The sequence below is a fragment of the Photorhabdus akhurstii genome (assembly GCF_019090985.1).
In the GTDB taxonomy this organism is placed as follows: Bacteria; Pseudomonadota; Gammaproteobacteria; order Enterobacterales; family Enterobacteriaceae; genus Photorhabdus; species Photorhabdus akhurstii.
On the sequence record NZ_CP020335.1, the window covers coordinates 4296905 to 4317332 of the forward strand.

Genomic DNA, 20428 nt, shown 5'->3' on the forward strand with positions numbered 1-20428 from the left:
GTACAATAAGAAAAAAAGCCAGTAAGTTTTCTTACTGGCTGGCAAATCACCATTACTCAAGAAAATTGGGGGAGAAGCCAGATTTCGTCTGGCCTATTGAGCTACTTTCAATATGGATAATTATCGTCTCAATATAAGGAAATAAAAATTGATGAATAATACTCTGGAGTTCCTCTTTTATGCCCAGTTCACGCTTACAACAACAATTCATTCGATTATGGCAACACCATCAAGGAAAAGAGGCTGAAACAACATTACAAGAGCTGGCAAATGTGCTGCATTGTTCAAAACGTCATATCCGTTCACTGCTCAACAATATGCAGAAAGCTGGCTGGTTACAGTGGCAGGCAGAGTCTGGTCGAGGGAAACGTTCTCAACTGAATTTCTTACGCGATGGCTGGGAACTTCAACAACAACGAGCTGAAGAGTTACTTGAGCAACATAACGTTGAGAAGTTGGTCCAACTGGTTGGTGATAAAGATACAGTCCGTCATATGGTACTCTCCCAGATTGAACGCCGTTTCCGTCAGGGAAAAAACTTACTGCGGATACTCTATTATCGCCCCTTTCCTAATCTTCTACCCGGTTCACCGTTACGCCGTTCTGAAATTCATCTGGTCAGGCAGATATTTAATAGCCTAACCCGCATAAATGAGGAAAATGGGGAACCAGAAGCTGACTTAGCTCATCATTGGCAACAATTATCCTCAAATCATTGGCGATTTTATCTACGGCCGGCCATCCATTTTCACCACGGCAGAGAATTACAGATGGCGGATGTCATTGCTTCGCTACAAAGATTACGCAACCTGCCTCTTTTTTCTCATATTGAAAAAGTCACCACGCCCACACCCTATGTGATTGATATTTTTCTTTCAGAACCCGATCTCTGGCTCCCTTTATTAATCGGCAGCCCACATGCCATGATCTTGCCTCAAGAGTGGCAAAAGTTACCGAACTTCTCTCGTATGCCAGTGGGAACCGGTCCTTACCAGGTCATAAAAAACAGCGCTCAGAAACTACAAATTCGTGCCTTCGATAATTACTTTGGCTTTCGGGCGCTGATTGATCAAGTGAACATATGGTTTCTACCGGAACTCGCCGAGAAACTGGTTTGTACAACTCTGCATCTGGAAAGTGACAGCACGGATAATAACTCGTTAGATAGCAGGATAGAAGAGGGCTGTTATTTCCTACTACACGACCATCGTTCAACTAAATGTAAGAGAGAAGAGGTTCGCCAATGGCTATGCAGCCTGCTAACACCGATAAATCTACTAGCGCACTGTGACCCCTTTTATCAACGCCACTGGTCACCCGCTTATGGTTTATTACTACGCTGGCATCACAGTAAGCTGATATCTGAATTGAACAAACCAGAGGATATTACCCATCTGACCGTCACGCTTTGCCATCAACATCACGAATACCACACAATCAGCCAGATCCTGCAAGCCATACTGGCCAAGTGCGGCGTCGAATTGAAAATCAACATCGTGGATTATGACACATGGTTCAATGGCAACACCGAAAGTGACCTCTGGCTTGCTACCGCCAACTTTTATAATCCTCTGGAGTTTTCGCTGTTCGCTACGCTGTACGAGATGCCATTATTGAAAAAGTGCCTTGGTAATGATTTAAGTAAAGAAGTATCACAATGGCGACAACAAGAGTTATCGCTTGAAGAGTGGTGTGAAAAAATAATTGATGAACATTGGCTGCATCCACTGTTCCACCACTGGCTTGAGTTACAGGGACAGAGAAGTATGCGGGGAGTCAAAATGAACACCTTTGGTTGGTTTGATTTCAAATCTGCCTGGTTCAACCCATCTGAAGGGTAATTCACAGAAAAGGCCAGAGTTATGAACATACACAGGTGTACAAACTCGCTTTTATTCACTTTTTCTGTGGATATCTATGTGAAAAAGGCAGGGGTAATTCAGGTATAGCTTTATATTATGAATTATCAATTTATAGACAAAAAATGAAATAGTATTTATTTTTCATTGAAATAGCAGCTATTTACCTCGTTATTTCTAACGTCAGTCACGGCTATAATGGACAACGTTAGTTGATGAGAACAAAAAACAACCAAACATCATGTTATCCACAAGTTATTCTTTTTAGTTAAGCAAAAAACAGCGGTTTTTGTAGAAAAAAGTGTTAGTCAAACCTGTAAATCAAACCAGTGATCTCATTTTTGTCTACTTATCCCATAAAACTGTGGATAACATGGTGTAAGATCCTGTTCATTATTACCGGCAATAGGTGAACAAGAACGGGTGTCAATTTTACAACATTTGAAACAGCAATAAAAAATGTTTGTATATCATGCTATTATCACTTGTTAGCTATTGTATGAACCTCAAATTTATTATTCACAGAAACTAAGGCTGTTTTTTGACCTAAAAAACGGATATCCCAAATGAGCACTCTTTTTTCCCCTCCACCACCAGACAACGAGCAACAATTGCTTGAATGCGCCCACCTTCTGGCTGGCTTATCAATGGGAGAACTCGCGACAAAAGCAAATTTACCTATCCCTCCCAATCTGAAACGAGATAAAGGCTGGGTGGGCATGTTGCTAGAATATTACCTCGGTGCAAGTGCCGGCAGTAAGCCAGAGCAAGATTTCGAACATATCGGTATTGAGCTTAAAACCATCCCCGTGGACAGAAGAGGTTATCCACTGGAGACAACATTTGTCTGCGTTGCACCGCTAACAGGGAACAGTGGTATTACCTGGGAAAGTTGTCATGTCAGACGCAAATTATCGCGAGTGCTGTGGATACCTGTTGAAGGCGAACGGGAAATTCCTTTAGCCGAACGCCGAGTTGGTTCCCCTTTATTGTGGAGTCCCAATCAACAAGAGGAAGAGTTACTGCGTCGTGACTGGGAAGAATTAATGGATTTCATCGTGCTTGGCAAAGTAGAGAGCGTTACCGCCCGTCATGGCGAAGTATTACAGTTACGCCCAAAAGCGGCTAACAGCAAAGCATTAACCGAAGCAATCGGAGTACACGGCCAGCCTATTATGACTCTGCCTCGCGGGTTCTATCTGAGGAAAAATTTCACCGCCCCTCTATTGGCCCGCCATTTTTTGATTTAACGTTGAGCTCTGACTGATTTTTACATTGACATACTTACCTTACACCTAATCGCGCGTATAATTAGATTTTTACCTTAAGGTTTTAATAAGCAATGTTAGAATGGATTGTTGATCCCCAGGCTTGGATGGCGCTTGCCACCCTGACAATTCTAGAAATCGTTTTAGGGATTGATAACATTATCTTTTTGTCACTTGTTGTGGCAAAACTCCCTAGCCATCAACAAAATAAAGCACGTAAGATCGGACTAATGGGAGCAATGCTAATGCGCTTGGCGCTGTTAGCATCTATTGCCTGGGTTATTCGACTGACCTACCCGATATTGACAGTTTTTAAGCATGATGTCTCTGCCCGTGATTTAATCCTATTCTTCGGTGGTCTGTTCCTGATCTGGAAAGCCAGCAAAGAAATCCACGAAGCTATCGAAGGTGACAATGAAGGAGAGCTAAAACGTCCTGTTCACTCTTTCTTGGGAGCCATCATCCAGATTATGTTGCTGGATATTATTTTCAGCCTGGATTCAGTCATCACCGCTGTTGGTCTGTCCGATCACCTATTCATTATGATGGCAGCCGTTATCATAGCGGTCGGTGTTATGATGCTAGCCGCTCGTCCTATCGGCGAATTCGTTGACCGTCACCCCTCAGTCAAAATGCTGGCGCTGTCGTTCTTAATCCTTGTGGGCTTTACCCTTATTCTGGAAAGCGTACAAGTGCATATACCTAAAGGTTACATCTATTTCGCTATGTTCTTCTCAATAGCAGTAGAAACACTGAATCTCATGCGTGGGAAAAAGAAAAGAAATTAGATATAGCGCTACAATAACGCTAAGAAAATATCATTCTTTGATTTAAAAAGTATGCTACTAGTAGATGCCCAGTTCAACACTGCGGCATCTCAATTCTATGCAGCAAAAAAATTGCCGGTTATTTCAGCATTCTTTATTATATTTAGCTAATCTAGCCAAGTATGAGGGCTTTATTATGACTATCCAAGCAAATATGCATGAAACCAAAAGTAATTTAAGCCAATTAGCTGATAAACCTTATGTCCAGATTGTACCAATAACCCAACCAGATAGAGTTCCTGGAGGATTCGCAGATCTTATTACTATAGGAGAGGATTTTTTCAATGCAGATCGGGAAATTCAGTTCATGTTTGAAGGTGACAAGTGAAACATTTGTTGCTTGATAAACATGTTCTTAATGGCATTCGGTTAATTGATGCTCGCATGTAAAAAATGACAAAGAGAATCCAGAAAAGCATATAAAGGTTACATCAATCAAAATAGCCGAATTTCAAGGGGATAGCTCCACAACTCAGTACGAGTTTATTTCACTATCCCCTAAGACTCTATTAAAACTATGTACTACTTAGCGCTTCTTAGCCGCCTGTAAATAGAGCATCTCCAGTGCAATAGTCGCACCTGCCAGAGCCGTAATTTCAGACTGATCATACGCTGGAGCGACTTCCACCACATCCATACCGACAATATTTAGCGGTTGCAAACCACGCAGTAATTTCAGTGCTCGATCGGTTGTCAAACCACCAATGACGGGTGTACCCGTACCTGGCGCAAAAGCCGGATCAAGACAATCGATATCGAAAGTCAGGTAAACCGGCATATCACCAACCGTCTCTTTTATCTGAGCAAGCAAATCATCCACACTACGATCATTAACCTGATCAGCATCCAGCACCGTAAAACCATTGTCCCGTCCATGTTCAGTACGAATACCAATTTGTACTGAACGATGCGGGTCGATCAACCCTTCATTTGGCGCGTGATAGAACATGGTGCCGTGATCAAATTGACTGCCATTTGGATAGGTATCAGCATGAGCATCAAAATGAACCAGAGCCATTTTGCCGAAATGTTTGGCATGAGCGCGTAGCAAAGGCAAAGTAATAAAGTGGTCGCCACCAAAAGAGAGCATACGCTTACCGGAAGCCAGCACTTTTTCAGCATGAGCTTGCAACTTATCACTCATATCCTGAGCATCACCAAAGTTGAAGACTAAATCACCACAATCCACAACGTTAAGACAATTGCGTAATTTAAAATCCCACGGCCAACGGCGGCTTTCCCATGCCAAGTTAGTCGAAACCTGACGAATAGCCGCAGGCCCGTGGCGGCTACCCGCACGACCTGATGTTGCCATATCAAATGGCACCCCGGTAATTACCCACTCTGCATCGCTAGAATATGGCTGGAAATTCAACGGAAAGCGCAGGAAACCGAAGGCATTAGAAACCAAAGAGTCATCTTGTTGGTTGCCCAAGGTACTTATTGTCATGAGATATATCCTCAAAAGTTTCCTGACAGAACAAAATTATTTAATACCAGAATACCCATGCCATGACGAAATGGGGTATTTCTGAGATAACCCCATTTTTCTGCATTCTGTATCTGGTTTATATAAATAACATTATCTGTATACAGGAGGCTTAATTAACACCAGAAGATTATTCATCTTCCAGATATGTGTAGCCATAAAGACCACTTTCAAATTCCAGTAAAAATTGCTCTTGCAAACCTGTATCCAAATCCGTGCTTTTTACTTGATCACGGAAACGAGCCATCAGTACGTTAGGGTCCAGTTTCACATATTGCAGCATATCAGCGACTGAATCCCCCTCTTCACTTTGGTTATAGGTCACTTCGCCATTATCGAATACATAAACATCAATAGCCGCTGTATCGCCAAACAGGTTATGCATATTGCCAAGAATTTCCTGATATGCTCCCACCATAAAGAAACCAATCATTGGCGGGCAATCAGGATCATAAGCAGGCATCGGCATTGTCGCTGCTACACCATCACCATCCACATAATGATCAATAATACCATCGGAGTCACAAGTGATATCTAACAATACCGCACGGCGATCCAACGGCTTATCCAGCCCTTCAATGGGTAACACAGGAAACAATTGATCAATACCCCATGCATCAGGCATAGACTGAAACAGTGAAAAATTCACATAGAATTTGTCTGCCATACGCTCTTGCAGCTCATCAATAATTGGCCGGTGAGCGCGGTTGCTTGGATCAAGATCCTGCTGAATACGGTGACAGATATTCAGATATAACTCTTCCGCCCACGCCCGCTCCTTTAAATCCAACATGCCATGAGCATATTGTGTATGAACATCATGCAGATCGAGCTGACCATCATGTAGCGATTCACGTAAAGAGCGTCTATTTCCTTCCGAGTGCATCTCCTGCCATGTTTCCCACAAACTGGCGAGCGGGCGGGCAGCATCCTCTGCCGGTGGCGTCGTCTGCGTAAATTCATTACGCTCAACCCCGATAACATTGGATACCAAGACGGTATGATGAGCGGTCAGGGCGCGACCGGATTCTGTAATAACTGTCGGATGGGGTAAACCATGCTCATCACAAGCATCACCAATACCCCAAATGACATTGTTGGCATATTCATTCAACCCATAGTTCACAGAACAATCAGATTGAGAACGGGTCCCTTCATAATCGACACCTAATCCACCACCAACATCAAAACATTGAATATTGACACCTAGTTTATGTAACTCGACATAAAAACGCGCTGATTCACGGACGCCTGTCGCGATATCACGGATATTCGCCAACTGCGAGCCAAGGTGAAAATGCAATAATTGCAGACTATCAAGTCGATCCACTGCGCGTAAAGTCTCAACCAATTGCAACACCTGAGTCGCCGCCAAACCAAACTTCGATTTTTCACCGCCACTGGCCTGCCATTTACCTGATCCCTGAGATGCCAAACGTGCACGGACTCCCAAGCGAGGGATCACATTCAATCGTTCAGCTTCTTCCAATACCTGGGCAATCTCAGACATTTTTTCGATCACCAAATAAACCTTGTGACCTAACTTTTCACCTATCAGCGCCAGACGAATATATTCACGATCTTTATATCCATTACACACGATAACGGTACGAGTCATGCCCGCATGCGCTAGCACCGCCATTAGCTCGGCTTTGGAGCCAGCCTCAAGCCCTAAAGGTTCGCCGGAACTAGCCAGTGCTTCAATAACGCGGCGTTGTTGGTTAACTTTAATGGGATAAACTAAAAAGTAATCGCCTTTATAACCATATGACTCTCTAGCACGTTTAAATGCAGCGTTGATTGAACGCAAACGATGTTGCAGGATTTGAGGGAAACAAAATAGCGCCGGCAAGCGCAAATTTTTCTGCTCCTGCTGAACTCTTTTCACCAATTCCGCAAGATCGATTCTCGCCCCCGGCAAATCAGGATTTGGACACACACTAACATTGCCAAGATCATTGACGTAGTAGTAACTCCCTCCCCAGTATGCAATATTGTAAGTCTGTTGCATTTTACGAGCGATATTATCATTCATGGCAGTCTCCTTAAGGGAGTTAGAGTTTTTCACCTTCGCCTGTAATTAATAAATAAACCCAAACGCTATACTCTCGCGTGTTGAGAAATATCAGGGAAAAGCATGCTCTCAAGTTGTAAATAAGCGTTTAGTTACTACTAAACAATGACAAAATTACCGAGTGACAATACGCCTGTCCGACATATCCGACCTGTTTGCAGACAACAGATAACATCGAACTAAAGACATATTGAAAAGAAAGGAAAAAGACGCGGATACATCCGACGACAAGTGTGGCTGTTGGCCATTTGCAATCAGCAGATAATGGTTCATTACCCCATTCACCCCCACACATGACTCATATTTAAGGAGCCATTTCTCGATTGAGAAACAGAAGCTGTTTAGCTTTCTGCGAGTCTGTAGCACAAATCATTCAACTACGGCCGCTGTTTATACTCGCAATTACATAAAATTGCAAAATGAAATTGACAGAAACTGACATATAAACCAAGAAATTATTATTCACCCGATGAAAATTACTCACTGAACTAAAAAAATCTAGCGCATGAATAAGAATTATCCTAAAATAGCCATCTAGATGTTAATCCATCCATTTCCAAACTGAAATTATACTTTAAGGTAACGTTATATAATGACCACATACCTTTTCACTTCCGAATCTGTTTCCGAAGGGCATCCTGATAAAATTGCAGACCAAATATCTGATGCCGTTCTTGATGCTATCCTGGAACAAGATCCAAAAGCACGAGTTGCCTGCGAAACCTATGTTAAAACCGGCATGGTCATGGTTGGTGGTGAAATTACCACCAGCGCTTGGGTTGATATTGAAGAAATTACGCGACAAACAGTTCGAGAGATTGGTTATGTTAATTCTGAAATGGGTTTTGATGCGAACTCATGCGCAGTATTAAGCGCCATTGGTAAACAGTCACCGGATATTAACCAAGGTGTTGACCGTGAAGATCCCCTGCAACAAGGTGCTGGCGACCAAGGTCTAATGTTTGGTTATGCAACCAACGAAACTGACGTACTCATGCCCGCGCCTATCACCTATGCGCACCGCCTGGTTCAACGTCAAGCCGAAGTTCGAAAAAATGGTGTACTGCCTTGGTTACGTCCCGATGCTAAAAGCCAAGTCACGTTCCAATACAATAACGACAAAATTGTCGGCGTTGACGCGGTTGTACTTTCCACACAGCATGCTGAAAATATTAGCCAGAAAGATCTGCAAGAAGCCGTCATGGAAGAGATCATCAAGCCGGTTTTGCCTGCTGAATGGTTAAATCCAACAACCAAATATTTCATTAACCCAACTGGTCGTTTTGTCATTGGCGGCCCGATGGGTGATTGTGGTCTGACTGGCCGTAAAATTATCGTAGATACTTACGGTGGTATGGCGCGTCATGGTGGTGGAGCATTCTCTGGTAAAGATCCCTCCAAAGTCGACCGTTCAGCGGCTTATGCAGCACGCTATGTAGCAAAAAATATTGTCGCTGCTGGCTTGGCTGATCGTTGTGAAATTCAAGTTTCTTACGCTATCGGCGTTGCAGAACCCACGTCCATCATGGTGGAAACATTCGGTACCGAAAAAGTTTCAACCGCAACTCTGACTCTGCTGGTACGTGAATTCTTTGATCTACGTCCTTATGGTTTGATTCAGATGCTGGATCTATTACACCCAATCTATCGTGATACTGCGGCTTATGGTCATTTTGGTCGTCCACAGTTCCCGTGGGAAGCCACTGATAAAGCAGAAGCACTGCGTGACGCTGCGGGTTTGAAGCTATCAGCGATGAATATGTAAAAATATAAAAGCCCGGTTTGGATAACTAAACCGGGCTTTTTAACATTAGCTGACGACCGAAGAAGCCCTAAAAATATTACTATCGGTTGTTCAAGGATTTTTAATAAAATTTACTAATCCTTACCTATTTATTTTCAACACATGAAATCAGCTAGCGTTCCAATTTCCTTACAACAAGCCGTTATCAATACTTTGCGGCAGAAACTGTTACAGGCAAACTTATATCTCAACTGTGATTTTCCTGAACCTACAATAAATTATCGCCAACGGGGAACTACCGCAGGCAGCGCCTATATAAAAAATTGGGAAATCCGCCTTAATTCAGTGTTATTGATTGAAAATCAACAAGCTTTTATTGACGAAGTTGTGCCTCACGAATTAGCTCATCTATTGGTTTATCGCTACTTTGGGAAAGTGCCGCCACATGGGAAACAGTGGCGTTGGATGATGGAAGAAGTATTGAACGTTCCAGCTAACCGTACACACAAATTTAAAATTGACTCAGTACGTAGTCAAACTTTTACTTATTACTGTAATTGCCAGCAACATGAGCTAACCCTGCGACGCCATAATAAAATATTACGGGGAGAGAGTCATTATATCTGCCAAAAATGTGGGAAAAAGCTTATTGCTAAATCAATAGATTCTTTCAATCCTAATTTATAAAGATTTATAACAATAATATATGAACCAACATCCTCCTCTATCAACAAACCCTCCAAAAACTCTTAATTTCAAACAAAGCGTAAATTCAGTTGACCATATCCAATAATTAACAGTAAGAACATTGCTGCAATTGGCAGTATAGCGAGTCCCAGATTAAGCTTTTTCTTATCATCCATATAAAAACTCCAATTAAGAACCAATCACGGTATAAGGTCAATTTATGACGTCTTGAAAACCAGTCTATTGCTGACTGGTAGTAGTGATTGCAGGACTTCTTTGGGCATTGAAAATCGAAATCAGACACCCACATTGGCAGCAGGTCAGTCCTATTTAAGTGCAAATGACGATTTAAAAAATCCCACTTAACAGAGCTTGTATTGTAACGATCGATTATCTAGTTGAAATCAGGCAATTTCACTTTGGATTTCCTTTTTATTTAAGGAGTTTTCCGGCGTGATTTTTGCGATACCGAAACCAGTAAAGCCATAAATAAGAGCAAAGAAGACGGCGGCATAGCACTGGATAGCCCAAGGTAGCAGTTCAAGCGTACTGACACCCAATGTAGTCGCCATGTAAATACCGGCAGCAGTCCAGGGGATCAACGGCTCTATGACGGTACAGCCATCTTCTATTGTTCGTGACAGATTTTTATTATCCAGTCCCATGCGACGATAAGCTCCTTTAAACAGCTCCGCTGGGATGAGGAGAGCCAACTTTCCGTTGCAGGTTGCGCCCGTTACCAGAATAGTTGTTACCAAGGTTGCAGCGATAAGTTGCCCGGTTGTGTGAACAACTTGTAGAAGCCAGTTAATGATGATGGTCAAAGCGCCAGTGAGTGCTAAAGCACCGGCGAACGCAAATGCACAGAACGCAAGCAGGATAGTACTCATCATTGATGACATACCACCCCGATTGAGCAGACGGGAGACATCGCTAACGACTCCAGTGATGTCATGTCCCTGGTCAGAGAACATAGAAAGATTGAAACCATCTATCAACGCATTAAGGCCCTGTTTAAGGGTGAGCCCTTGGAAACCTATGCCAAGTACAATAGCCAATGCACAGGCAGCAAGCATGACGGGTATCACCGGACGTTTTGTTATTGCTCCCCACAAAACCAGTATCGGTGGCAAAATCAACCATAAATTGAAGTGATACAGGCTTTCAAGAGATTGCACGATTTCTGTGACTTTTTCAGGTGTTGCCACGTTACCTGTTAAGCTTGTATGACCAGCAATAAAATAAACGATAGCAGCTAAAACAAAGCCGGGAATAGTGGTATACATCAAATGTTGAACATGACTGTAAAGATCAGTATCGGCAACAATAGCGGCAAAATTAGTTGAGTCAGATAACGGTGAAATTTTATCGCCGAAATACGCACCTGAAACAACCGCTCCCGCCGCTGCCGCCAAAGATACATCAAGGCCAGCGGCGACTCCCATCAGAGCGACACCAACTGTTCCGGCTGACCCCCATGACGTACCGGTACAAACTGAGATAACACTCGTGATAAAGAAAGCAGCAATCAGTATGTATTGAGGGCTAATCAGTTTTAACCCCCAATACATCATGTAAGGTATGGTTCCGCTGAACATCCAAGTCCCAATTAACCCGCCGACGCAAATCAGTATCATCAGCACCGGCATCGCTTTAGCTAGCTTTGCCACAATAGCATCGATAATGTCATTCCAGCGATAGCCTTGCCAATACGCTAGGATAGCTGCTATTCCTGCTGATATCAGTAATAGGGATTCAATGCGTAAATTCAGTTGACCATATCCAATAATCAACAATAAGAGCATTGCTGCAATTGGCAGTATAGCGAGTCCCAGATTAAGCTTTTTCTTATCATCCATATAAAAACTCCAATTTAAGAACCAATCACGGTATAAGGTCAATTTATGACGTCTTGAAAACCAGTCTATTGCTGACTGGTAGTAGTGATTGCAGGACTTCTTTGGGCATTGAAAATCGAAATCAGACACCCACATTGGCAGCAGGTCAGTCCTATTTAAGTGCAAATGACGATTTAAAAAATCCCACTTAACAGAGCTTGTATTGTAACGATCGATTATCTAGTTGAAATCAGGCAATTTCACTTTGGATTTCCTTTTTATTTAAGGAGTTTTCCGGCGTGATTTTTGCGATACCGAAACCAGTAAAGCCATAAATAAGAGCAAAGAAGACGGCGGCATAGCACTGGATAGCCCAAGGTAGCAGTTCAAGCGTACTGACACCCAATGTAGTCGCCATGTAAATACCGGCAGCAGTCCAGGGGATCAACGGCTCTATGACGGTACAGCCATCTTCTATTGTTCGTGACAGATTTTTATTATCCAGTCCCATGCGACGATAAGCTCCTTTAAACAGCTCCGCTGGGATGAGGAGAGCCAACTTTCCGTTGCAGGTTGCGCCCGTTACCAGAATAGTTGTTACCAAGGTTGCAGCGATAAGTTGCCCGGTTGTGTGAACAACTTGTAGAAGCCGGTTAATGATGATGGTCAAGGCACCAGTGAGCGCTAAAGCGCCAGCAAATGCAAATGCAAATGCACAAAATCAGTATCGGTGGCAAAATCAGCAATAAATTGAAGTGATACAGGCTTTCAAGAGATTGCACGATTTCTGCGACTTTTTCCGGTGTTGCCACGTTACCTGTTAAGCTTGTATGTCCAGCATAAAATAAACAATAGCGGCTAAAACAAAGCCGGGAATAGTGGTATACATTAAATGCATTATTGAATATCTATCTATTTTAATGTAATTTTTTATTATAGAAGAATTAAGTATAATGTTTAAATAGGACTAGTTACTTAATCGTATCCTTAAATTTCTGGTTTTTTAAGATAAACAAGTATATTCCATACGAGTTTCACTTACTTTATCTTTAAGAATTTTTTGACACTTGGCAATGTATTATAAGCAAGACTATAAAGCGATACACAAGTCATATTTTTACACTTCATAAAACCGGTTACATGAACAGCAAACTCATCTCACATTCCATTTGAAACAAATTCGTTATTCTATACTTCTGACTATAAGGGAATTCCCTATAGAACAAATAACTATTCTTGCTAATAAGAGGCAGCTTGAAAAATGACGGGTATATATCTGCTAGGTTAAGACCACCTAACAATATATTGACAGAGAAAGAGTGGATGGTGATTTTTTATTTTTACAAGGTATTAGCAATGAAGACATTGCTAATGAAATGAACATTTCATGTCGTACCTTGGAAAGATATTTTAAAAGTATCCATGCGAAATTATCAATTGGAAAAATTATTTAATTGAAGCTTTTTTGCGAAAAAAATGATTACGATCTTTATATTCCACCAAAATACCTTAAATCTATGAACTATTTCCTGCTATATTGAAGGGGATACTTCTGTTCTAGCTTTTCTGTCACTTAATCAAGGGGGATGATTTAAGTGACAGAGAGACATGACTTTCAGTAGATTAGTGACATGGATCACCTTCTTAGCCAGATCTAAGGATTTCATCGTTGGTATATTTGTCGGTATATTGAAAATCCTATCATGTTCATACTCCCAATCACTCTTATTCTATTGTTAAACCGTTCACTCAATATTATTCAGATAAGCCCAACTCACATTATTCACTTGAAATAAGGTATACAAATCCTTTCATGATAATTTGAATAAATTGAGATATGATTATTCCTCATATTTATTTTACATAACTGCTAAGGAAAGATTATGGCCACAATGAAAGACGTAGCCCATAAAGCTGGAGTATCCGTGGCCACTGTAAGTCGTGTTATTAATAATACCGCTTACGTTGAACCGGGCACTCGTGAGCGTGTAGATAAAGCTATGCGTGAATTCAACTACCATCGTAATTCTGCCGCGCTTGCATTAGCGAAAAGGTGCGGGAATATGTTGGGTTTACTTACCGGTAATTTGGCTGATCCTTTTTTTTCGCTTTTGGCTCGCGGGGTTGAAACAATCGCCCGGAAGAAAGAAGTAAAATTGATGGTTTGTAGTGGAGGACATCAAGCTGAACTCGAGAAATCCTCCTTAGATTTTTTAATCAACCAAGGATGCGAAGCAATAGTAGCGCATGTCAGTAGAATGAGTGACATAGATGTATTACGTTATGCAGCTCATACACCAGGATTGGTGATTATCAATCGGTATTTTCCTGCTATCGCCAATCGGTGTATCTGGTTAGATAATGTCAGCGCTTCTCAGACTGCTACCAACTATCTTCTTCAAAACGGCCATCGAAAAATTGCTTGTGTGACGGCAGATCTACCGATCGATGATAGAAGGCTTCGCCTGGAAGGATATCAGGCTGCAATGGCTAATGCGGGTATCACAGTACCTGGCAATTGGGTTATTAGTGTGCCATTCAACGAAAAAGGTGGGGAATTGGCAGCAGAAAAGCTCTTAGAGAGCGGTATCGGCTTTACCGCAGCAGTAACATTTAATGATGTCATGGCTGCCGGTATGATGCGATCCTTACATCAACGGAAAATTAAATTACCGGAACAACTGTCGATTGTTGGGTTTGATGATATTGTGCCGGCCCGATATCTTTATCCCCCCTTAACTACTGTACACAACCCAATAGAAAAAATGGCTCAACGGGCGGCTAATCTGGCATTGAACCTCAGTGCCAAAAAAGAAATAACTCCACAGATGAATATGTTCTCAGCCGAACTCGTTATCAGAGATTCTGTTTTTTTAATTGAGTAAGTAATAAACGTAAAAGCGATATACAGATTACATTTCACAACTCATGAAACAAATTACATAGACAAGTAATCTCTGTCACATCTCGTTCGAAATAAATTCACTATTCTGTTTCAACAACCACCTGAAAATGGAGTTTTAATATGGATGATAAGAAAAAACTTAATTTGGGACTTGCTATGTTGCCAATCGCAGCAATGCTCTTATTGTTAATTATTGGATATGGTCAACTGAATTTACGCATCGAATCCCTATTGCTGATATCAGCAGGAATAACAGCAGCCTTGGCATATTGGCAGGGTTATCGCTGGAATGACATTATCGATGCTATTGTGGCAAAGCTATCTAAAGCGATGCCAGTAATCATGATACTAATTGCTGCTCTCTTTATCACGAGTGTTATCTCAGTTTGTACCAATACGTCATGGAGGTCAGCCGGAACAGTTGATGTCGCTCTGATGGGAGTCGCCGCTGGCCTTGATGTATCTTTGGCGGCAACGGCGGACGCGGTTGTTTCAGGCGCGTATTTCGGCGATAAAATTTCACCGTTATCTGACTCAACTAACTTCGCCGCCATTGTTGCCGATACTGATCTCTACAGTCATGTTCAGCATGTTATGTCAAATATCGCTCCGCAACTCATTAACATATGGGAAAAAAGTCATAAACCGTGGAGCGTAAAAAATAGTGCTCCGTACTTTATTTACGGTAATTCAGCAACAAAAGAATTTACTCATAATATTGAGAAATTATTTGATTGCAGAAAGCCTTATAATCATGAAATTCCTTAGAATGAATCTGAACGTGTAAGATAATCAATTAACCAATAAATGTATTTTTGAACTAACATATTTCCAGGTATTACTATATAACCCGTTATTTTGAATATGATAAGAAACACTTCAGTCGGCCATAATACATAAAACTAGAAAATTCTTATGAAAAAAGTCAATTTCATTGCTATATCCCAGAAAAAACCAGGGAATCAAAAAGTAGGACGTTTATTTAATCTTCAAATTATCAAGGAGTTTTTATGAAGAACTGTACGATATCACCTCAGATTATCAATACAATGGAAATAAGTAACGAACCTTGGGGAGTAAAAGATAGTTCTTCATGTTTTATTTATGGTAATAAAGCGTTAAGTTCTATCAAAAATTTCTCACAATCATTTGATTACAATGGGCTTTATGATCATGAACTCCCTTGGGATGGCGCTGAATTTGCAAAGGAATATATTCATCATGATCAAGAAGTAATGAAAAAAGGGAAAAAAATATGCTCACTTGAAACACATCTATTTGGTAAAGAGAAAATTCTATCATCTTATTTCTGTGAAAAGATGCCTTTTTATCATGAAGATGGAAGTTGTATAGGCGTTATATATCATTGTTGGAAGGCTAAGGATTATTCATTAACTAGTCTGTATCAATATCATAATAAACTTCCCCCATCCATTTTACTCCAACCACCGACAGATCTCTTTACTGATCGTGAATGGGATATTATTTTCCTTTTCTTACAGAAATACACAATAAATCAAATGGGAACAATATTGAATCTTGATCCTAGTGTAATTGAAAACCATACAGACAGGATATATCATAAAATAAACATTAACTCCACTCTTCAATTAGAAGAATATTGTCGAGTCAATAATCTTTATCATTATATACCTGAGAAATTTTTATTAACTTAAAGAGCTTCTTCTGCGGATGCAGTTGGCCTTATGACACGCGTCACTGATTATGCTTGGGGTAAAATAGAGTTTTATTAAAACCTCAGGCATATTCAATATAATAAAAAACACCTAATTTATTACCACAAATAAATTTAAAATTAAAAATAAACCATTTGGAAATATATCTAAATAATATCGATTAATGACAAATAAAAAAATCAATTCATTAAAACATAAAATAACTTATTTTATTTAACCAAGTGATTTTTAATATATATTTCACCATATTAAATCAGTTCATTTTATTTATATTTATTGATAATTAAACCCAACATTAAACATATAAAAACATTAAGTTTATTTAAATAAAAACCCTATTTGCACTCCTAATAAAAAGATATTAATATGGAATAAACTCTTACCCAGTCAATAAGACACCCAATGAATATGGGTATCTTATTGGTAATTTTAAACGAGTTCTGTCATCACTAATTTCGCTATTTCGAAATAGATAATCAGTCCTGTACCATCAATAAACGTGGCAATAAAAGGAGCTGATACAACAGCCGGATCAATAGAAAGCCTTTTCAATACCATCGGAATAATGGAAGAAACAATGGCACTCCAGAGAGTGATTGCAATGATGCTCAAACTAACAACAATTGTCACTTCAATACCGACGCCTAATATCCAGGCACGGATAAGCGCAGCAAAACCTATCGTTACCGCAACTAAAAATGAAGTAGAAATCTCTTTACGTAACACTGCCCCTAAATTACGCAAACTCACTTCCCCCAGTGCCATTGCTCTGACCAAGGTTGAAGTAATTTGTGTCCCACTATTGCCCCCCGTTCCTATTAATAACGGGATGAAAAACGCGAGAGAAATTGCCGCTTCCAATTGATCTTCAAATGCTTTAAGCACAGCACCAGTATAAGCTTCTGCAACAAATAGCAATAATAACCACCCGGCACGCTTACGCCATAATGTTATTGGGCTGGTGCTCAGATAAGGCTGATCCAGAGGTAAAGTTGCCCCCTGCAAATGAGCATCCAACGTATTTTCATCTTCAATCAGTTCAGCAATATCCTGCGGTCGTAGCACCCCAACTAATTTGCCAAAATGAATAACTGGAACACTATCCATGCCACTGTGATTTATCAAACTATAAACATCATGACGCGACTGCTCCGGTGATACGGAAAAATAGCTTTGCCTCATAATATCTGACACAAATAAATCATCGGCTACAGTTAATAGCACTTTCACCGGTAATATGCCATTGAGATAGCCTTCATCATCAATGACATATAAATAAGTTGGGATCTGTTCACCCTCAAGCTGATTAATCAAATTACTCTTTACCGACAACACAGAATCAGCAACAGATACAGAAATGAAACATTGGCTCATATATGCGCTGACAGTTGTCTCTTCATTTTTCAGTTGGTGTTTCCGCTGCTGATCAGCATTTATTTCATTAATAGAATGACTAGCAATCGCTAATGCATCCATTTTTTCATGGGATGTGGTTTTCATGATGTTGGTCCCTATTACTGTTGTGAACTTCAAACAGCACTCACATAGGGGCGAAACCAGATGAGAGAATACAACGGCTATCTCTACGTCTCAGTTTTAGCACTATACAACGTATCCTGAATTATCAGAAAGTTACATGGGGATATACCTTGGTTCGATATATCCTGTCCTAATCTTGGGCGTCTCTCGACGTCGTGAGATCAGCAACCTGTGTTTGTATAGGAGCCTCGCCTAACGAGATACTGCACTTAGAATGCGGCGCACATTATAAGCAATAGTCGTAATAATTCAAATTTGAAAATTGGCTTGTTTAAGTTCCATTTAAGTTATTGATGATAATAAAAAAACGGCATAGATTCACACCTCATTGCCGTTTAATGCTAATAATCCCATGAAGGAATTACTCATTTTCTGATCTCTTAGCTTCAATTTTTTCAACTTCAGCAATCAATTGGTCAGCGGTTTTACCATCCAGCAATTTATAGAACTTCTGTTTCGACTCTTTCATGTCACCATTAGCACCTGATTTAACCAAATCATTAAAATCGATACTATTAAACATAGCTGATTGAATTGACTCATCAAACTTCGCTTTTTTATCATCAGGTAGCGTATCTCTTACTTTCTCAATGGATACTTTCAACGAGATTTCATTAGACGCATCAATTTTAGGTTGGTTATCACAACCAGCTAATACAAATCCTAACAAACAAATTACTAACAATTTTTTCATATTCATCCCCCCACAGAATATTAAACAAGGGAATAATAACAGAAGCAGAAACAATAAGCCGTTTATAATTAGCCAAATCGATAAAGAATAGCAATAAGATGAAATTTCTCATCATGCTATTCCAGCATGATTATCCTTGTGATTGGCAACAACAATACCAAAATATCATCACTTGTTATTTCTTCAACAGCATAAAAAACGATTTTTTGCCTGCTAAATCTATCAAACGACTAAAACACCCGACCAACCGACAACATGACAGTCCCAGATACAGCCTCAGTAATTGCCGATATTCAGAGCAATAATGTAACTGAGATCATCACAATCTACCAGAAAATTTGGTAAATTTAGTTTGCTGTTTTTGCCAGCCATCACCATAATCCTCCACCAAATGAGAATTATTTTCAACTCAAGAATGCCGCTCAACTCATTGTTATTATTTAAAAATAGCAAAAAAATCAAAATATTATTTACTAAAGTCACTAAAACCATTTGATTAATGTAAATTGTTATCATTATCATTTTAAGATTAGCATAAGTAGATATGGACCCAATTTGTCAAATTATGCGGTTCAACCAAGAGCGTTCTTTATTCAAAGGAGGAATAATGGCAATCATCCACCGTACTGCAAAATATTTTCTGACTGCCATATTGATGTTACTGTCTGTCTTTGCGCAAGCAAAAGAAATTACAGTCAAAGACGTTGCTGGCCGGAAAGTTAAAGTTAACGCGCCAGTTAATCGGATTATACTGGCTGACAGCCGAGCATTGATTGCACTAAATATTCTTCATCCTGATAATCCGCTTAAAAGTATTGTTGCCTGGGATAATGCACTGGAAATTAAATCTCCAGATTTAGCCATTGCTTATGAAAAAGACTTCCCGCAATTGCGTGATATTCCGGTATTCCCTAGCCCTTATCAAAGCGATTTTAGTGTCGAAAAAGCGCTGACTTATAAACCCGATCTGGTTATTTTTGATATTGGTCTTCAAACTAAGCTTAATGATAGTGAAACTATAATTTTACTAGAAAAAGCGGGTATTCCGGTTATCTTTATCGATTTCCGTCAATATCCGCTAACAAATACGATTCCAAGTATGGTTTTACTTGGGAAAGTATTTAGTGAAGAAGAAAATGCACAAAAATTTATTGAGTTTTATCAAGAGAGGATGAAAATTATTAACCAACGCGTTGGTACGTTAGGTAAAGAACAGCGTCCTCCGGTGTTTATCGAACGCCACGCAGGTATGTTAGGCGCTGAATATTGCTGTAAAACTTTCGGAAATGGCAATTTTGGCGAATTTGTTACGGCCGCCGGAGGTGATAACCTCGGTGCTCGCTGGTTCTCAGGTATGGATGGTGAGGTAAACGAAGAACAATTAATCGTCAGTAATCCTGAGTTTTATCTGATGACCGCCGCAGATTGGGATAAAGTCCATCCCGGAAGCTTCTCTGTGCCATTAGGCTACACCGGCAATCTAAAACAGTCACAGGAAAGACTGAAAAAATTACTGACACGCCCTAAATTAAGCGTATTAAGAGCATTTCGCGAAAAACAAGTAATAGCACTGTACCACCAATATTACGATACGCCGTTTAACATCATTGCGGTTGAAATCATTGCTAAATTCCTGCATCCGAAGTTATTTGAAGATATCGATCCACAAGCTGATAGCCTATATCTGCATAAAACCTTTACCGCTCTTGACGGTAACGGGATATTCTGGGTTACAGCAAAATAATATTTCTTTTCAATCCGTTGGAATACGCCAACGGATACTTAGTTTCACCATTCATTTATAATT

The 20428-nt window shown here is 40.3% G+C and carries 15 protein-coding genes, 4 pseudogenes and 1 riboswitch; of the genes and pseudogenes, 11 read left to right on the forward strand and 8 right to left on the reverse strand.

Going from position 1 to position 20428, the window contains the following annotated elements; translation table 11 throughout:
- The first annotated feature begins 179 nt into the window (after window positions 1-179).
- The 4 genes from sgrR (at window position 180) to B0X70_RS18355 (ending at window position 4282) form a co-directional block, all read left to right on the forward strand.
- Window positions 180-1841 (forward strand): HTH-type transcriptional regulator SgrR, encoded by a 1662-nt coding sequence (gene sgrR, locus B0X70_RS18340; RefSeq protein ID WP_217470057.1) that lies wholly within the window; start codon window positions 180-182, stop codon window positions 1839-1841.
- Window positions 1842-2425: 584 nt separating this feature from the next.
- Entirely contained in the window at window positions 2426-3109 is a 684-nt protein-coding gene (gene mutH / locus B0X70_RS18345) for a DNA mismatch repair endonuclease MutH (RefSeq protein ID WP_217470058.1), read from the forward strand.
- A 92-nt stretch (window positions 3110-3201) separates the two neighbouring features.
- Window positions 3202-3915, forward strand: coding sequence for a TerC family protein (locus B0X70_RS18350; protein WP_217470060.1), 714 nt, complete (start codon window positions 3202-3204; stop codon window positions 3913-3915).
- A 175-nt stretch (window positions 3916-4090) separates the two neighbouring features.
- The gene (locus B0X70_RS18355) at window positions 4091-4282 is read left to right on the forward strand and encodes a prevent-host-death protein (RefSeq protein ID WP_217470061.1); all 192 of its coding nucleotides are present in this window, start codon (window positions 4091-4093) and stop codon (window positions 4280-4282) included.
- A 198-nt stretch (window positions 4283-4480) separates the two neighbouring features.
- Here B0X70_RS18355 and speB read toward each other — a convergent pair whose 3' ends face one another.
- Window positions 4481-5404, reverse strand: coding sequence for an agmatinase (speB, locus tag B0X70_RS18360; protein ID WP_214067674.1), 924 nt, complete (start codon window positions 5402-5404; stop codon window positions 4481-4483).
- A gap of 169 nt (window positions 5405-5573) precedes the next feature.
- Window positions 5574-7478 (reverse strand): biosynthetic arginine decarboxylase, encoded by a 1905-nt coding sequence (speA, locus tag B0X70_RS18365; protein WP_246593339.1) that lies wholly within the window; start codon window positions 7476-7478, stop codon window positions 5574-5576.
- Between the two features lie 631 nt (window positions 7479-8109).
- Between speA and metK the strand changes: the two genes are divergently transcribed.
- Window positions 8110-9282 (forward strand): methionine adenosyltransferase, encoded by a 1173-nt coding sequence (metK, locus tag B0X70_RS18370; RefSeq protein WP_036810890.1) that lies wholly within the window; start codon window positions 8110-8112, stop codon window positions 9280-9282.
- Window positions 9283-9423: 141 nt separating this feature from the next.
- A complete protein-coding gene (locus B0X70_RS18375) occupies window positions 9424-9948 on the forward strand; it encodes a SprT family zinc-dependent metalloprotease (RefSeq protein ID WP_217470064.1) in 525 nt (174 codons plus the stop codon).
- A gap of 193 nt (window positions 9949-10141) precedes the next feature.
- On the opposite strand, the pseudogene B0X70_RS25370 reads toward B0X70_RS18375, so the two are convergent.
- The 4 genes and pseudogenes from B0X70_RS25370 to B0X70_RS18385 form a co-directional block, all read right to left on the reverse strand.
- Window positions 10142-10342 (reverse strand): annotated as a pseudogene (locus tag B0X70_RS25370) (aminotransferase); the annotation flags it as partial.
- Between the two features lie 10 nt (window positions 10343-10352).
- Window positions 10353-11807 carry a Na+/H+ antiporter NhaC gene (gene nhaC / locus B0X70_RS18380; protein WP_217470065.1) on the reverse strand — a complete coding sequence of 485 codons (1455 nt, stop codon included), beginning with the start codon at window positions 11805-11807 and terminating at the stop codon, window positions 10353-10355.
- 18 nt (window positions 11808-11825) lie between these two features.
- Window positions 11826-12026: pseudogene (locus B0X70_RS26105) on the reverse strand (aminotransferase); the annotation flags it as partial.
- A gap of 10 nt (window positions 12027-12036) precedes the next feature.
- Window positions 12037-12687: pseudogene (locus tag B0X70_RS18385) on the reverse strand (Na+/H+ antiporter NhaC family protein); the annotation flags it as partial.
- A 475-nt stretch (window positions 12688-13162) separates the two neighbouring features.
- Between B0X70_RS18385 and B0X70_RS25375 the strand changes: the two are divergent.
- From B0X70_RS25375 to B0X70_RS18405, 4 genes and pseudogenes are all read left to right on the forward strand, one after another.
- Window positions 13163-13240 (forward strand): hypothetical protein, encoded by a 78-nt coding sequence (locus B0X70_RS25375; protein WP_236545961.1) that lies wholly within the window; start codon window positions 13163-13165, stop codon window positions 13238-13240.
- A 429-nt stretch (window positions 13241-13669) separates the two neighbouring features.
- Window positions 13670-14671: a LacI family DNA-binding transcriptional regulator gene (locus B0X70_RS18395; RefSeq protein ID WP_105399578.1), complete on the forward strand. Its 1002-nt coding sequence runs from the start codon at window positions 13670-13672 to the stop codon at window positions 14669-14671.
- A 140-nt stretch (window positions 14672-14811) separates the two neighbouring features.
- Window positions 14812-15312: pseudogene (locus tag B0X70_RS18400) on the forward strand (Na+/H+ antiporter NhaC family protein); the annotation flags it as partial.
- Between the two features lie 389 nt (window positions 15313-15701).
- The gene (locus B0X70_RS18405; protein WP_040150167.1) at window positions 15702-16367 is read left to right on the forward strand and encodes a PAS domain-containing protein; all 666 of its coding nucleotides are present in this window, start codon (window positions 15702-15704) and stop codon (window positions 16365-16367) included.
- A gap of 450 nt (window positions 16368-16817) precedes the next feature.
- Here the strand turns inward: B0X70_RS18405 and B0X70_RS18410 are convergent, their stop codons facing one another.
- On the reverse strand, window positions 16818-17888 hold the full coding sequence (locus B0X70_RS18410; RefSeq protein WP_217470066.1) for a magnesium transporter: 1071 nt from the start codon (window positions 17886-17888) through the stop codon (window positions 16818-16820).
- A 74-nt stretch (window positions 17889-17962) separates the two neighbouring features.
- Window positions 17963-18134, reverse strand: a riboswitch (M-box (ykoK) riboswitch).
- A gap of 154 nt (window positions 18135-18288) precedes the next feature.
- Window positions 18289-18621, reverse strand: coding sequence for a DUF6694 family lipoprotein (locus B0X70_RS18415; protein ID WP_036809121.1), 333 nt, complete (start codon window positions 18619-18621; stop codon window positions 18289-18291).
- Between the two features lie 607 nt (window positions 18622-19228).
- Between B0X70_RS18415 and B0X70_RS18420 the strand changes: the two genes are divergently transcribed.
- The gene (locus tag B0X70_RS18420; protein ID WP_217470067.1) at window positions 19229-20365 is read left to right on the forward strand and encodes an ABC transporter substrate-binding protein; all 1137 of its coding nucleotides are present in this window, start codon (window positions 19229-19231) and stop codon (window positions 20363-20365) included.
- Window positions 20366-20428 lie beyond the last annotated feature (63 nt).